The 15,030-nt window shown below is 46.6% G+C and carries 22 protein-coding genes; 4 read left to right on the forward strand and 18 right to left on the reverse strand.

All coding sequences use genetic code 11. From position 1 onward, the window contains the following. The first annotated feature begins 181 nt into the window (after positions 1 to 181). The 3 genes from BTA51_RS01040 to BTA51_RS01050 all read left to right on the forward strand — a co-directional run bounded on the left by BTA51_RS01040 (position 182) and on the right by BTA51_RS01050 (position 3,398). Positions 182 to 1,051, forward strand: a complete 870-nt coding sequence (locus BTA51_RS01040; protein WP_094705399.1) for a mechanosensitive ion channel — start codon at positions 182 to 184, stop codon at positions 1,049 to 1,051. 97 nt (positions 1,052 to 1,148) lie between these two features. Continuing rightward, positions 1,149 to 2,039 (forward strand): magnesium transporter MgtE N-terminal domain-containing protein, encoded by an 891-nt coding sequence (locus tag BTA51_RS01045; protein WP_094705401.1) that lies wholly within the window; start codon positions 1,149 to 1,151, stop codon positions 2,037 to 2,039. Positions 2,040 to 2,051: 12 nt separating this feature from the next. Beyond that, complete coding sequence (locus BTA51_RS01050) at positions 2,052 to 3,398, forward strand: magnesium transporter (RefSeq protein WP_094705403.1); 1,347 nt, start codon at positions 2,052 to 2,054, stop codon at positions 3,396 to 3,398. A gap of 96 nt (positions 3,399 to 3,494) precedes the next feature. Here BTA51_RS01050 and BTA51_RS01055 read toward each other — a convergent pair whose 3' ends face one another. Beyond that, positions 3,495 to 4,124 (reverse strand): class I SAM-dependent methyltransferase, encoded by a 630-nt coding sequence (locus BTA51_RS01055; RefSeq protein ID WP_246840873.1) that lies wholly within the window; start codon positions 4,122 to 4,124, stop codon positions 3,495 to 3,497. Between the two features lie 128 nt (positions 4,125 to 4,252). On the opposite strand from BTA51_RS01055, the gene BTA51_RS01060 reads away from it, so the two are divergent. Continuing rightward, on the forward strand, positions 4,253 to 5,146 hold the full coding sequence (locus tag BTA51_RS01060) for a LysR family transcriptional regulator (RefSeq protein ID WP_094705407.1): 894 nt from the start codon (positions 4,253 to 4,255) through the stop codon (positions 5,144 to 5,146). On the opposite strand, the gene BTA51_RS01065 is transcribed toward BTA51_RS01060, so the two are convergent. From BTA51_RS01065 to BTA51_RS01150, 17 genes are all read right to left on the reverse strand, one after another. Beyond that, positions 5,143 to 5,943, reverse strand: coding sequence for an ABC transporter substrate-binding protein (locus BTA51_RS01065; RefSeq protein ID WP_094705409.1), 801 nt, complete (start codon positions 5,941 to 5,943; stop codon positions 5,143 to 5,145). The two genes, BTA51_RS01060 and BTA51_RS01065, sit on opposite strands and share 4 nt — an antisense overlap. 236 nt (positions 5,944 to 6,179) lie before the next feature. Then, entirely contained in the window at positions 6,180 to 6,602 is a 423-nt protein-coding gene (locus tag BTA51_RS01070) for a DUF6010 family protein (protein WP_094705411.1), read from the reverse strand. A 51-nt stretch (positions 6,603 to 6,653) separates the two neighbouring features. Next, the gene (locus tag BTA51_RS01075) at positions 6,654 to 7,085 is read right to left on the reverse strand and encodes a hypothetical protein (RefSeq protein WP_094705413.1); all 432 of its coding nucleotides are present in this window, start codon (positions 7,083 to 7,085) and stop codon (positions 6,654 to 6,656) included. Positions 7,086 to 7,104: 19 nt separating this feature from the next. Then, a complete protein-coding gene (locus BTA51_RS01080) occupies positions 7,105 to 7,530 on the reverse strand; it encodes a bifunctional diaminohydroxyphosphoribosylaminopyrimidine deaminase/5-amino-6-(5-phosphoribosylamino)uracil reductase RibD (protein ID WP_094705415.1) in 426 nt (141 codons plus the stop codon). 83 nt (positions 7,531 to 7,613) lie between these two features. After that, the gene (locus BTA51_RS01085) at positions 7,614 to 8,270 is read right to left on the reverse strand and encodes a VOC family protein (RefSeq protein ID WP_094705417.1); all 657 of its coding nucleotides are present in this window, start codon (positions 8,268 to 8,270) and stop codon (positions 7,614 to 7,616) included. A gap of 124 nt (positions 8,271 to 8,394) precedes the next feature. Continuing rightward, the gene (locus tag BTA51_RS01090; protein ID WP_094705419.1) at positions 8,395 to 8,670 is read right to left on the reverse strand and encodes a DUF3601 domain-containing protein; all 276 of its coding nucleotides are present in this window, start codon (positions 8,668 to 8,670) and stop codon (positions 8,395 to 8,397) included. Between the two features lie 254 nt (positions 8,671 to 8,924). Then, the gene (locus tag BTA51_RS01100; RefSeq protein ID WP_094705423.1) at positions 8,925 to 9,485 is read right to left on the reverse strand and encodes a tyrosine-protein phosphatase; all 561 of its coding nucleotides are present in this window, start codon (positions 9,483 to 9,485) and stop codon (positions 8,925 to 8,927) included. Positions 9,486 to 9,629: 144 nt separating this feature from the next. After that, positions 9,630 to 10,040, reverse strand: a complete 411-nt coding sequence (locus BTA51_RS01105) for a hypothetical protein (protein ID WP_141215508.1) — start codon at positions 10,038 to 10,040, stop codon at positions 9,630 to 9,632. A gap of 227 nt (positions 10,041 to 10,267) precedes the next feature. Continuing rightward, on the reverse strand, positions 10,268 to 10,792 hold the full coding sequence (locus tag BTA51_RS01110; protein ID WP_094705427.1) for a hypothetical protein: 525 nt from the start codon (positions 10,790 to 10,792) through the stop codon (positions 10,268 to 10,270). Positions 10,793 to 10,830: 38 nt separating this feature from the next. Further along, positions 10,831 to 11,139 (reverse strand): hypothetical protein, encoded by a 309-nt coding sequence (locus tag BTA51_RS01115; protein ID WP_094705429.1) that lies wholly within the window; start codon positions 11,137 to 11,139, stop codon positions 10,831 to 10,833. A 53-nt stretch (positions 11,140 to 11,192) separates the two neighbouring features. Then, a complete protein-coding gene (locus BTA51_RS30085) occupies positions 11,193 to 11,342 on the reverse strand; it encodes a hypothetical protein (RefSeq protein WP_168188013.1) in 150 nt (49 codons plus the stop codon). Positions 11,343 to 11,693: 351 nt separating this feature from the next. Next, a complete protein-coding gene (locus BTA51_RS01125) occupies positions 11,694 to 12,287 on the reverse strand; it encodes a hypothetical protein (protein WP_094705433.1) in 594 nt (197 codons plus the stop codon). Between the two features lie 179 nt (positions 12,288 to 12,466). Beyond that, entirely contained in the window at positions 12,467 to 12,844 is a 378-nt protein-coding gene (locus BTA51_RS01130; RefSeq protein WP_094705435.1) for a hypothetical protein, read from the reverse strand. A gap of 111 nt (positions 12,845 to 12,955) precedes the next feature. Then, positions 12,956 to 13,435 (reverse strand): dual specificity protein phosphatase family protein, encoded by a 480-nt coding sequence (locus BTA51_RS01135; RefSeq protein ID WP_094705437.1) that lies wholly within the window; start codon positions 13,433 to 13,435, stop codon positions 12,956 to 12,958. Positions 13,436 to 13,484: 49 nt separating this feature from the next. Continuing rightward, positions 13,485 to 13,925, reverse strand: a complete 441-nt coding sequence (locus BTA51_RS01140) for a hypothetical protein (RefSeq protein WP_094705439.1) — start codon at positions 13,923 to 13,925, stop codon at positions 13,485 to 13,487. 54 nt (positions 13,926 to 13,979) lie between these two features. Next, positions 13,980 to 14,447 carry a hypothetical protein gene (locus BTA51_RS01145; RefSeq protein WP_094705441.1) on the reverse strand — a complete coding sequence of 156 codons (468 nt, stop codon included), beginning with the start codon at positions 14,445 to 14,447 and terminating at the stop codon, positions 13,980 to 13,982. Positions 14,448 to 14,618: 171 nt separating this feature from the next. Beyond that, positions 14,619 to 15,017: a DUF3592 domain-containing protein gene (locus BTA51_RS01150; RefSeq protein ID WP_094705443.1), complete on the reverse strand. Its 399-nt coding sequence runs from the start codon at positions 15,015 to 15,017 to the stop codon at positions 14,619 to 14,621. Positions 15,018 to 15,030 lie beyond the last annotated feature (13 nt).

Raw genomic sequence — 15,030 nt, forward strand, 5'->3', positions numbered from 1 at the left:
GATTCCAGAGGCCGCTTTGGTAGCACCGTCTTTCAGGGCGCAGCCGAGCCATTCACGGTTTCTCGACTGGATTTGTACATATTTTATACCCCCGTAGCTATACTCAAATCAGCCTGATCTCCAAATTGTTCACTGCGGTATAACTCTTTGCCAATCACTGATCATCAGGAGTGACCGGATAATGGAGCCTAAGTCTTCGCCCGAAAACTGGCATACAGCCCTGTCAGGCATATACGAGCAGATAACTCAGCATCTGATTTCTTTCTTGCCGCACCTGATGGGCGCTGTTTTCCTATTACTGATTGGCTGGATAGTCGGGATAACACTGGCGAGGATCACGCTTTCTTTGCTCTCCCTGATCAATCGATTACTGATCAGATTACTACCTGATTCTCCTGCCAGGAAACACATCGAAATCAAAGCCTCCCATTCCAAAATTGCCGGCAAAGTAGTGTTCTGGGTTGTGATGCTTTTCTTCGCCGCTGCTGCTATCAGTGTCCTTGGACTGGACTTTTTCGCCGATTGGATTCGTGAGTTTCTGGGTTATATCCCCCGACTGTTGGCAGGGCTGTTGATTATTCTCGGCGGGTATCTGATTGGCAATGCGCTCAATGTTATGACAACGGCTACGGCTGAGTCCGCAGGCTTCCAGCGCCCTCACCTGGCTGGCTCGACAGTGCAGCTTGCTGTCATGTTTACCGCTGTGGCGATTGGCATCGAACAGCTTGGGATCAATATACAGTTCATCACCCAGTTAATCCTGGTTTTGATAGGAGTGCTGGCCGCCGGCTTGTCCCTGGCCTTTGGATTGGGAGCCCGTGTTTTAATCTCCAATGTCATAGGGGCGCAACAAATTCACAAACATTGCCGCATCAGCGATCAAATCAGCATTGCGGGTATCGAAGGCACTCTGGTTGAAGTCACCAACACCATGCTGGTCATTGAATCGGAGCATGGCCGCACCATGGTCCCGGCGAAACTTTATCTATCAGAAATCAGCACTGTTCGAAATACAGTTACCAAGAAGGCCAACCAGCCAACGAACCAGTAAGCCCGGACTCTCTGACTTTTCTCAGCCCTCTTAATTGCGATTTACATGCGCTTTTTCTGGAGATTGAGGGAGAGTCCCTAACTGAATAGGTGCAGCCATGACAACACCGGCACTAACAATGGCACTCAAGTTTCTGGAGAACGAGCCCGTAGCTGCAGCCAGACAACTTGAGCTTGAAGACCCTGACAGTGTCTGTGCCTTTTTTCAAAAGGTATCGCAGCGGACTCTGATTCCCGTCCTAAGAACCATGCTACCGGCTTATGCTGCTCCGGTAATCACTCAATTACCCGAGGACTTTACTGGCAACCTGTTCAGCGAAATGAATCAGGCGGATATTGCTGCCATTTTAAGACACACCGACTCAGATAATTGCGAGAGACTGCTTAAGCTGCTCCCCATCCGCAAACAGACCGCCTGCAAGCTTCTGGTAAGTTTTCCTGAATACACTATCGGGGCCTGGCTGGAGACGGGGTTACTGGTGCTCGACGAACATATGGAAGTTCAAGAAGCTTTGACCAGGTTGAAGAAAAAAGCCTATAGCGAAACTCAGGATATTTATGTCGTTAACCGAAAGCGGCATGTCAGAGGAAAGATCTCAGTCTACGACCTCATTCGGGCAGCACCAACACAACCTGTCAACAATCTGGTGCGTGACAGCGGCCCTTCCCTCAGTGGACTGACACACGTGAATACCGCATTGTCATTGCCTATTTGGAATCAGCAGGACACCGTCGCGGTGGTAAACCGAAAGCAGGAGTTTCTAGGGGTACTGCATCATTTCAGCGTCCGCACTGCCCTTTCCAGAATGGAGGAACCAACCGTCCCCGCCCAGACCTCAGTCAGCGGTGATCTGATGAGTGCCTACACCGGTGCAGTACTGGCAATTATCGATGCAGCCTTCCGTTCACCTGAACCGCAGGAGCCCCAATACCGGCCTACCGAAACTCAGAGAAAGCACGACTCGACCCCATCCCCCAGGCACCGGTAGGAGATATCTAGCATGACAATCGTTGATCCTCAGCTCAGCTTAACGACAGAACACCTGACCCGAGCCTTCCTGACGGAATATCCTCAAAAAAGTGCCCGGGAGCTTGAGACATTGCCATCACAGGACGTGGCCCGTCTTCTGCAGTCTCAACCTATATTTGTCGTCAAAAGTCTCTGGAAATATTTCCCTGTCGGTACATCCGATTCCATCTTTGAACATTTTGACCCCGGTTTCGCCGCTGACCTGATCAGCCAGTTAGACAGCCACGCTGCGGTGGCGATGCTTAGCCGGGTGACAGAATCGCAGCGCGAATCGGTTCTGGGGGCATTGAAAGTCAAGGAACCCTACCTTGCCAGGGAATTGACCGAGCTATTGCGATATCCCGAAGATACCGCCGCCAGGATGATGATCACCTCAATACAGGCATTTCATGATCACCTAAATGTCCAGGAAGCACTGATGCAGCTCAGACTGCGTCGTGGCAAGAAATCCTCAATCCCCCTGGAAGTTCTCTATCTGGTGAACCAAGACCAACAACTTATCGGAGAAATCGAGCTATCCCGCCTTATCCTTGCTGATCCGATGGAACCACTTCCCGCCATCGCCAAACCGCTCAAAGTCACTCTGAATGCTTTAGATCACAAAGACCTGGTACTGGAAAAATTCGAAGGCTACCGAACCAATGCCATTCCGGTACTGGACAGCAGCCAGCATATTATCGGGGCGATAAGATCCTTTGACGTATACCAGTCCACCAAGGAGGACTTGGTAAGTGACATACAATCGATGGTCGGTGCAGGAAAGGAAGAACGAGCACTATCAAGCAGTTGGTTTGCCGTAAGAAGTCGTCTTCCCTGGCTGCAAATCAATTTGCTGACCGCATTTGCGGCTTCGGCTGTCGTTGGCGCATTTGAGGGACTCATTTCCCAAGTCACCGCGCTGGCCATATTACTACCGGTTGCCGCAGGTCAGTCCGGCAACGCCGGAGCCCAGGCACTAGCGGTCACCATGCGGGGCCTGACCCTGAGGGAAATTACGACCCGGCATTGGTTGAAGGTCATGCTTAAAGAAGTCCTCGCAGGATTTATCAACGGCATAGCCATTGCCGTCACCTGCGCAATCGGTGTGTACGTTTGGAGTCAATCATTAGGCCTGGCATTTGTGATCGGCCTGGCCATGATTACATCACTGGTTATCGCCTGCAGTGCAGGCGCTCTGGTTCCGATCATGCTCAAACGGCTGGGACTTGATCCAGCCCAGTCATCCTCAATTGTGCTGACGACAGTGACCGATATTGCAGGCTTTATGTCATTCCTGGGAATTGCTTACCTGCTGTTCGATATGCTTCCTCATGGTTGATGCAGGAGAGACATGCGTCTCAGGGATGCCATGAAGTATCGTTGACCCTCATGCGCATTTTCCTGAAGCAGTGCCTGATATCAGCCATCACACGTTTTATTCCGGCTTCTCCGCTATCAGGAAGTACACATCCCTGGTGGTCTCCGGAACCCACTGGTAGGAGATATTGAACCCGGCACTTTTCAGCATGCCCTCCAGTTCTTTACGGGATAAAAATTTCACATAAGGCATGAACCCCAGAAGTTTCCCCAGCGGCGTAATCAGCTTCAGATAGGGTCTGGTATTTTTCAGGCAAGCGGTGTTGCTGACGAAGACCCCACCGGGTTTCAGCATGCTGAACACCTGGTTAATCACGGCCTCAGGGTCTTCCATCAGATGCAGTATATTCAGTCCCAGAATGGCGTCATATTCCTCCCTCACCTGCCGAAAATCTTCCAGTGTGGCAACGTCAAAGGAGAGATTTGCTGTCTCCCGGCCTGCAAGCTTTTGTCTGGCGATATCGACCATCCTGGGTGATACATCTATGGCCAGGTAACTGCCTACATGAGGAGCATGTTCAAGGGCGGTGGAACCAGTCCCACAACCAAACTCCAGGACCTTCATATCCGGCTTGAAGTACTGCTGTGTCAGGCTAAGTTTCTTTTCATAGGCTGCTACATCAGAGACAGGGCGGCGAGAATACCGGTTCGCCATCTTATCCCAGAACTTGATTGAATATTCCATCATGATTCCCTCAAAGTAATCGCTCTCAACGTACTACGCGTGAATTATTCTACCCATACACAAATATTGTTAACATGCCACAATATGCATCTTGGTTATTCATAATTGAATAACCAAATAGACAGGATTTTATGAACTGGCGATCAGTAAAATTTGACTGGAACCGTGCTCGCGCATTTCTGGTAACCGCTGAAGAAGGCTCTTTATCCGCTGCTGCTCGGGCACTCGACATGTCACAACCAACCCTCAGTCGACAGGTAGCAGCTCTGGAGGAAGAGCTCAGAATTGCGCTATTCGAACGAGGGGCCAAGGGACTGGAGCTGACACCCAATGGACTGGAACTACTCGAATACGTCCGCGCCATGGCAGAGGCCGCGAATAGCCTGTCGCTGGCAGCTTCAGGACAGGCAAACTCCATAGAAGGCAACATTACCATCTCCGCTACGGAAGTCATGGCAGCCTTTGTATTACCACCTATCATAAGGAAACTGAGAAGCGCTTATCCTGGAATCAATGTGGAAATTATCGCATCGAATAGCGCCAGCGATCTGAGACGACGGGAAGCGGATATCGCCATTCGTAATTTCCGGCCAACCCAGCCAGACCTGATCGCGAGGCGACTCGGCGATCTTCATGCGGCACTCTACGCCACCCCTTCTTACTTGGCTGAACTTGGGCATCCTGAAACACTCAAAGCCTTTAGCCAGGCACAGTTCCTGGGATTTGCAACCAATAACGACAACTATCTGAACGCAATGGTGGAGCACGGATTTCAGCTCACAGACCAGAATTTTTGCGTGCGCACCGACGATCATTTAGTCCATTGGGAAATGACAAAACAAGGGGTCGGAATCGGTGTGATGACCGTTGGTATCGGAGATATCGAACCGGCCGTCGAGAGAATTCTGCCCCATCAGGAGGCGTTTAAAGCAGAAGTATGGTTGGTCTCACACCGTGAGCTTAAGATGAATCTTCGGGTTCGCACAGTTTACGATTTCCTGGCTGAGGAGTTGGAATCCGTTTAATACCGGCCAAATTTATTGGCATCATAGCCCCAGCGACGATAGATCGCTGTAATGGTTCCATTCGCCGCCAGTTCACTCATGCGTGAGTCAAATATTTTAATCAGCTTTTTCGATCTGGAAGTATTAGAGAACTTCACATAAAGCTTCTTACCCGGATTCGCCACCTGCATGGAGTAATCATCCAGCTGAATCTCCGCTTGGGCCGCCGCAGCCCGGATGTTGATACTGTAATCAAGTAGCCCCGCAACCCGATCGATCTCCAACAGCCTGAGTCCCTGGACCACCGTCGATATTTCAAACACTTCCACGGGAGCATTAAGCCAACCTTCCTTGTCAAAATTATAGCCCCTGATCCAGGCAACTCTTTTCCCTGCCAAAAATTGCATACCTTCGGCAGACCATAAGGGCAAACGTGATTTTTTGAAAATCACCACCACAGGGTCCTCTACACTGATATGCCATTTGGGATATTGAAATTCAGCGTTGTCCTGGCTCGGATCGAAATAAGCCCCAACAAGTGCGTCACCGGCCTTCGATCGGACAAATTCCTCAGCCCTCTTCCAAGGCATGGTCTTAGACTTTACTTTAATGCCCTCAGGTTCATATATTGCTCGCACAATTTCCCAATAGGCACCAGAGCCATCACTATTCGTAAACCCGGCCCATTCCTCACAGACTACCGTAATTTCCTCAATAGACTCGCGTGCTGCACAGGCTGAACTCAAGCACAGCAGCAACGCGAGCAAGGCAGCCTTCCCTCTACCTGGAAATCGGGAATATCCGGCTAGAAACGCCATGCAGCTATTTTGACCTCATCAATGCTATTCTGACCTTATTGTATCCGTGCATAGTACGCTTAATATGTAACGGACACGCACCCTTCATTAGGAGGTATAGACGGAGGATCCATTTCTGGCAATACGTTGCCTGGAGTGTATTGACGAACATAGACACATCGATGCTTGAGCACTCGAACGATCATCCTAACCAAACGGTTCTGAGTTAAAGTGTGGGTACTTTTTAGATCCTTCTTTCAGCCCTGTAGGGCTCTCTGTTTTTCCTTCCAATATCGGTAATAGATATAACCGGCTACCACAAAATCGAAAGAAATACAGGCGACGGCGTACCATGCAGGGGCCACATGATAACCGGGCCCCTGAAGATGTAGCGCCACGTCCCAGAGAGGATGGGCAAGCCAACCTGCCGCAACCCATAAGACCGTTCTTACTTTGGATATCAGGAAAAAGAGTGAGTACACCACAATCCCGAGAGCTTCAATCAGCAGCCAATGCCAGTCTCCAATTAATAAAGCAAACCCGACATAGATCAGGGCTGCAACAATCAAGCCCCACCCAAAGACAGCACTGATTGCCCGGAATTCTCGCTTATGTGCGTACAATACCAGTGGGATCGTGGCGACTGCTCCCAATAATAACCAGACAGCAAAGTTAGACATAGAAATTCAATTATCAGAAGATGTTTTACTTGCAGGAAACAATAACGGGGGTCATACACGGCTAAAATCATTTTGAGAGCCGACCGCAATAAACCACTTGGGGTTCATTCTCCCAAAATCTGTCCTGACATTAGTTTTTAGTGCTCTCTTTGAGTCCAGCACAAATTCTCTACCATTCTCACGTCTGAAGACCACCCAATGCCAAAATGGAGTGTCTTCAACTGTATGCCATTTAACTGCCAAAAGGGCACAATCCGGCAGGCTCTCCCAGCCCAGGAACGGCTGCTCCAACGGACTCGTGACGTATCCCAGCTTCATCAAGAGGTCGCGAATAGGCTTTGTAGCGGACCATAACGATTTATCTTCAGCAAATATGCCAAGGCTGTTCGCAACCGCCTTAGCCTCCCGATAGGTTATTCCGGCAATGGCGGCACAACTGGCAATAGCGCAACCGGTCGTTTCTTCCTGGACAACTGGATTCATGAATAATGACCCGCTTTTCTTATGACTTACCCAGATAGGGTGTTAAAAACTGGCTTACCTCTTCCTGGCACAGACCGATATGCACATCAATTCCCGAATCTCGGAGGATCTGGATACCTGTTCCATTGTTCCGAGGATCCGGATCCAGCATGGCAACCACAACCTTTTTGATCCCCGTATCAGCCAATAATACTGCACATGCAGGAGTCCTTCCTACAAACGAACAGGGCTCCAGAGTCACATAGGCAGTTAGTCCTTCCAAAGCACCTTTGAATGCCTTGATAGCCTCTACCTCCGCGTGATTGCCTCCTATGGGTTGCGTATACCCTTCAGACACAATTCTGCCTCCTCGAACCAGCACACAACCAACGGGTGGATTTGGCTTACAAAGGGGAAGGGCCTTTTTGGAAACTTCCAAAGCCCGTAACATGAACATATCTTCCATACTTTTCCCTGCATGTACTCCAGTCCAGAGCAATGTATAGCTCCGCACTGACCTAGCCTAATCACATATTGTAGGGAAACAATTTACCATCTGAAGACCAGGGGAAGTCCCGGTCTGAAATCACGAGTCTGACCGCAGACTTCATTATCAAACCCAATTTCGACAAGGTGTTCACTCCCTTCCAAAATTTCTAAACCTTTCACTTCAGAAGCTCGATAGGCAGGCTCTGAGTAGATTTTCTCTGAGGGTACAACAATGCGCAAAGCCGTTATTTCACGAAATCCAACGGGGTGTTCCATAGGTTGCCGTCGTTCCTGCGCAGCCTGGTCAGGCCTTGAAGCAAAGGCCAGGAAAAACCACATAGGCTCCTCCACCGGCGCTTCTCCTATATCGACCTTCAACCCTTCCGGCAAATAAGCGGGCTTGTAGCTCCAGCTTTTAAATGGCGCGTTCCTGTTTTCATCTGAAGGCCTGAAACAAATACCAAATGGCGATACATCAGCCTCTTTAGAACTGAGCCTTTGATATAGTCTGGTAGGCTCAGTCAGTTCATTTTGAATCTCATCACGATCTTCCAGATATAGAAGCTCGATAAACGAGTTACGGAAGAAGAAACGCCTGTTGGCTGTTCCCTGCCCGGAATGCTTGTTAGAAGCCCCTTCGGTCAGACCAAAGTCTTTTAAAGCGTCACCTTCAGGGGCACCCGGACTGACACAAATAAATATATGATCGAACTCCATATGACATCCTACTTGTCTGTATTCTTCCCCCTCATCAATATTAGGGGCTACCAACTCTTAATTTTCAATTAACTGATCAATGCAACTGTTCAGCTATCTGTACCCTATCAATAGCAGGTGAAAGTCATTCAATAACCGGCACTAAATATTGCTGAAGGTTATGCACAACTTCCTGCTGGGCTTCCGGTCGCACCTGGAGCCTGATCTGTCTCTCCCTTCCCTTGTATACACAGAACAGCGATAAACCATCATCGTAGGGAACAAAATTGGAGCCAATAAACTCGATCACCAGGCTCTCTTCATAAACGTTGTTGTCGTAGTCCTTGAAGGGCTTAGCAATCGTATATTTCTGCCCGGCCTTAAGATGGCCGTATTCTCGGCTTAAGTTACGCCTTTCCATTCCCTATACCTCAGAACTTACGAATTAAAATCACTCCAGTATTCTTCCGCAGATGTCTGAAATTTATCGGGGAACTCTTTACGTAACCACTCATATCGAGAGCCAAGCATTTCTATAGCTTTACTCACCGAGCATCCTGTGTGAGCTCGTATCTGCTGGATAAACTTCAGCTTCCTATTCTTAAGAATATACTTATCCAGTTCCTGCCAATATTCGTCCAAAGCATCCATAAAATTAACTACTGATTTTTCAGGTCAGTGCAGGCCAAGATCCTTTCGGATTTTCTCAACATTCAGCTGCTTGATAAGATCGACAACATTGGGATAGATACTTTCATGGTATCCGTACCCCCCGTTTACCAACTCATCAATGGCCTTATCTTTGGGCCACCCTTCAAAAACCACCCGATATGAAGCCACGATAGCCCCCGTTCTATCCGACCCGTGCCAACAATGAACAAGGATTGGGGACTGGCTATTCTGAATAATTTGTAGAGAGGCAATCACCTGATCTTCTGATATATCTCCAGCATTGATCTTTATCTGGTGCAGTTTGAGATCCACCCCTTCAGCCTCATCATCGTCCGAGTGGTATTCCCTCAGGTTCAATACTTCACCAATGCCCAGCGTTGAGATGTCTTTGAATTCGTCTTCATCAGGTTGCTCTGAGCGATAAAGCTTATCACTCACCTTGTAGAGGTTCTGCAGTTGAGAGCCGATGATGGGGGCTGCCCAATCGCTTGGCCTTAATCTGGGTTCGGCAGAAACACCAGAACAAATCATTAGCCATATTAGAAGTAATCCAGCTCTTGCCATTTAATCCTCCGTGAGAGGGACAGAGTCCTCTCGTTATACTTGCCGACATAAAGTCCTGTACAAATTGTCTATCGAGCAAATGGAATACAGTGCCGAGTGTCTCAAAAGTTTTGCCAAACTCGTATTAGGAATTCGATCAAATCCTCAATGCCTTATGACAGCAACCTGAACAATCTTTCCATGCCTTACTTGATAGACTTTAATCCCACCGATATATGTCCCTAACCACCAATTTCCACATGCAAACCAAAACTCTTCCTCTTCACAATTCTTAATACTAAAAATCAGTTGGGCATCAGATGCCCTCCATCTTAGCCGCCCCTTACTCAGCATATGGGCGTTGAGGTCTACATATTTGTATTGATAGCCTTGTTCAGTCAGCCAGTTTTTACATCGCGCCTTGATTTCATTACGCCGGATGAAACCAACTACATAAGGCCCCTGCAATATAACTATAAACCCTGTCAGGATCACCATCGCAGGCACTTCAATCTCTATGCGTTTCAGACAGAACACCATAGAAATCAGGATACAAACTATTAAAAAAAATCTCATTCTCTACTTTCAAAATAATGACATGGTAGTGATATTTTAATTCCTTTGATTCGCTTCATTACCCAGACATACCCGGCCTGTTCGTGGAATAAACAGACCTGAAAGGATGATGCAGTTATAAGGATTTCTATAGGAGAAGGTACTTTTTATAGGCAACCAAGATGCCGTCAATTAACTCTCTATTACCCGGCTCCGATTGGCTTTCACTCAGAATTGGAACCACCCAATCACACCCCGCTAACACACAATGCTCCTGCCAGCGTTTTAAAGGAAGAGAGTTCAAGTGTGCTCAAAGAAACCGAGCCACCCCGTTCACCATGCCCACCACCAATACTCTCGCTAAAAATAAGCCACTTGTGACAGCTAAACGGCCGTATGGAAACGCAATAGACATGATGCTTCTCATCCTCAGAGGTTGGCGCCTGGTTCTCCATACCAACGGTGAGCAGACAGGATTCAAGCTGTGGAAGACTCACGGCTTCGGACACATCAAATAACTGATCGGCAGAAAGGGATAACTTTTGCTCCCATACATTCTGGCCGCCCCACATCTGAGTTTTGTCTATCGACTCCCAAACAAGGCCACCATCCTTTTGAAGATAGGATCTCAACTTCATTGGGAAAGCCAGGAACCACATGTCTGTCCCCCCAACTCTTTCCTTTGGGAACTTTCTCAACTGGCCGTTCTCAAATTCCAGAATTAAGTTGAAATGGTCCAGCGGCACGACTTTATGGAGTTGATGTTGACTCATTAAATATGCTCTTCCGCGAGGAATGCAAAGAGTACTAGTCAGTCACTCTCTGCAATAACTTCTATGTTGTTTCTGTAGGCAATACTAAAAAATGACGCCAGTCGCACAGTGATAGGGGCGAGCCATTTTACTTCCTTATCATTCTCGACCACACGATATAGTTGCAACAGCTCATGAACCAGTAGATTGGACTTCTCAGGATTGATACGTGGTCCGTTATAGAATTCACTCCACAGCCAATTGAGAACGGGATAATTTTCATCGTGCTCTATAACGATGAGAAAGAGCGCCTCTTCGTGAGTAGCGATCCTGTCTTTTTCATTTCCCGCATATAGATCCAGCGCCATGCATGATACCTACTAAAAAGGTTAACTCCCGGAGAAGACATATGGACTATTAATCATTCCTTTCGCTTGGTCTTTTCAACGGCCTTTTTCTGCGCCTGTTTATATCGACGAATGTTCTCAGCCACATCATCTGTCTTTTCAAAATCAACATTATCTGGCAACGGAACATCATCACTGAAATCACTGCTCTTTCTATACTTCATGAGTTTGAACCGTATGAACAGAAAACCCATTCCCATGCAAAAAGCCAATAGACTAGCTTTGATGTCATTTCCATCAGAGACTTCCTGCCCATTAACAGAAGTCGCCCCATCCTCCGGGAACAACAAAGACATGAGACTAAGCAGAGTAAACCCAATTCCCAGAACCAAAAAAGCGAATCGAGTGTTGTTGTAGACTGACGAAAAGCGTTCTATGTAATTTGGTTTCATAGTAGTAGGTTAAGGCCAAAGCGCCTCTTCATGAGTAGCGATCCTGTCTTTTTCATTTCCCGCATATAGATCCAGCGCCATGCTTAATACCTATATAAACACTTCATTCACCTCATTGAGGTATTAGGTCTTAAATTGACCAGGGAGAATAAATACGACCCCTTCGACCGTGATATTTAGCTCACCATTCAAGCCTTCGCTTCTCGGTGCGACCCCAGTTAATTTCAGCTGTTTGATCTGAAAGTCCGAGACAGTTATCGAGCTCTGCCTTACCACAAGGCCGAGATTCGTCCGCATCAATGAGCTCAGCGTATCGAGTGAAGCATCATCCGGATGGGGTAACTTCTTAACTTCTACTTCCTCACCATGAGTCTCTATTTGCCATAGCTCCGACTGGGTTAACCATAACTGATAGGTGCTGGGCCTTTCCGCTCCTGAGGGAGTCGCCAATGGGGTCGTAGATAATATCCCGCCATTTTCTGGAATTTCCATTCGATACGTATCTTTGAAGAAACTGAACTCCTTGGTACCTCTGGGCGAATTCGATGGATCCAACTGTACTAATCCCCCATTATTGGAAGCTTGAAATGCTGGTCCCATGGGTGAATATTTAAGAATTATCGGCAATAAGAATTTTGAACCCAAGCCCAGTACCAAGAGGAATGCGACACCGAAGCCTGCACCAAACACCACTCCATTAAAAAGTTTTTTTAACATCTAACTTCCTTAATAAGCTCCTCCCCTATCCTTGTTCAACTATTTACGAAATCGAATAAATTCAGGGAAAGTCTCATAATCACTTGCACACAGCAACCTACATTTACTTAATCTAGGCGATCATCTCACAGAAAAGTAAATTGTTTTTAACGGGCCCAATACACTATCGATTATCAACATCACCAAGGGCTGGCCATAATATCAATTGAAGTCATATTTATATCCACCCCAGGCATATGCAAAAGCTCTGGAAAAACTCCTGAGACCGTAGTTTCGACACTATCACCAGGTCTTAAAGCAATCTTTACCTGATTCCCAAAAAAGCTGACGGGCTCACCTTCTGCATTTCTCCCTGTGACCATCAGGGTCTTTACCAAGACAGGATACAAGTTGGTATTTTCAACTCTTAATCTGGCAAAGTACTGCCTTCCCTTTTTCTCTGACTCAATAATACTGATCGCAAGCTTTTTGACTGTGGGACTGATGCCACATTGAAGAAAGACATCTCCCTTCGGATCGTCATCAGAATGACATTCAGCCATTTCATATGATTGCACCCAATCCTCCTGAGCTCCCACATTGCAAGACATTGCTACAAGCAGCAGGAAAAGATACCGATTCATATAAATCTAACTTATCAGAGGATGGAAGGAATAATTTTTCAAAACTCACTCTCCATAATTGCATATCAATTCATACTGCTCTTGAGTATCAGGAATACCGACACCACGAGCAGCTGAAACCATATCAATCGCAGTTTGGGGATCATATTGATCCTTAATTAAAATGCAGCTGGCCAACATACCAGTGCGACCAATTCCCGCCCGACAGTGAATCGCCAGGTTGTGACCTCTTTGGATTTCCTCATACAAAGCATCCACCAGTTCGGCGAATAAAGTCAGATTCGGCAGACCCCGATCCTGGATAGGAAAATTTTGATATTCAATACCATGATGCTGTAGCTCGCGCTCTTCATTTTCCAATCCGAGTTCACATGCTTCACGAAACTCTAATAGTGATACAACCTTAGTAATACCCAAAGAGGACAAATAGTGAATGTCTTCCTTTAACCACTCAGATGAGGGTTTGGGCATGACATAAATTGCCCCCTCACCTATCGCAGTGACTTCATATATTTGTGGAATCACAACTTAATGCCTTAAATGATTTTATCTGAATGTGCGAATTCAACAGACCTTAGGCCCCGCCATTGAAATTTAAATGACTAAACTCCTGACTAACCGGATTGTACAATGCTCCCCAAAAACTTTTTCCACCATCACACACGATTTGGGGTACGTGCTTAGAGCCAAACCAATTATCTGATACCGAATTTATGTATATGAATCTCGTGCCTTCTATAACGACACCAACGTATTGGCGAAAACAGTCTTCAGGATTGCTTTCCAGTTTTCCTCTTCCGCAGCACTCCGTCGCTTCAACATCCTTTAGCTTCAGGAGATTCGCCTCCAAGCCAGCGATATCTTCATCTGTGGGATCCCATGATCCTTCAATCTTCGGCGCAGATCTCGAACACTGACTGAGCATCGCCTGTACAGCTGATTGCGGCATAAGTACATATTCACCAGCATAAACGAGCGGAGTCATTACCAGGAAAATTAAAAATATATTTCTCATGAATCTGTGTTGGCACATGGTGATGACAAAACTCCCTGTTGAACCGGTACGAGCTTAAATGCATTTAGCGATGAATTTGGATCGCTTATCTGAATTAAAGTCAGTCACGACTTTCTTGCAAACGGCCTTAGATTCATCCATGGTCAATCCCCAAAATAGAACGACTCCCTTAAGCGGCTCATTCTTGGCCGTAAGATGTACATAATGTGTAGAGGCATCACTCTTGTTAAGCATATGAAGATATTTTTGGTCCACACTTTCTTTACATTCAAATTTCGTCTGAACACAAACTTTATCCTGAATACACGCTTTCAGAAAATCATTGGTGGAATTATTCAGATCGCAATCATTACCCTCATAGCGCTGCCCTACAGCAACGCCCTCTATTTCCCTGCCAGGAAAATTAAAAGACACTCGTGCTTCTCCATATATGATCTTCCCCTTCTCCTCTTCAGGCTTATTCTTGTATCCAAAATATACCAGACCGGCAATAACTAAGATCAAAACAATAAGTTTATTCATTTAACCAACTCTTACTTTATTTAACAGATTAATCTATGGAAATTTATATAGGAGAGTTTTTTACGCGGCTCCAATCCCCCAATCATCAATCATCTGTATAATGGGGTAGAACCTATAAGACTTTCCGTCCACTGGAGCTCAAGCAAGCAGACCAGAACCAAGCTCAGCGTATTATCGAATTAATGCATTATCGCGAGGATTATCAGGATCATAATACACAGTAACTTGCTTACCAGCGGGGTACATATCCAGCTGCGCCTCGACGCTTTTTAATGATCTTGTCCAATTTGATGCCACTCCCAATTTATGTCCGGTATATCCAATACCGTCAACCTCAAACTCATATTCAACCTTCAAGGCATACTCCACAACATCCTTTTTAATCTTGATATCATTTAACTCAGTATTATCCGTGCGCTTCCAGTCATCTATATACGAGTATGTGATGGTACCCTCTGTACTCGGCCAAGACTTCATCTCTTGCCTTTTTTGGGATTGATTGTAAGCAAGAGCGATTATGACCACTAACAATATAAACCCTGCAATCCCTTTAGGTCCTTTAACTTCCACAACTTCCTCTCTT

This window comes from Hahella sp. CCB-MM4 (assembly GCF_002260525.1).
In the GTDB taxonomy this organism is placed as follows: Bacteria; Pseudomonadota; Gammaproteobacteria; order Pseudomonadales; family Oleiphilaceae; genus Hahella.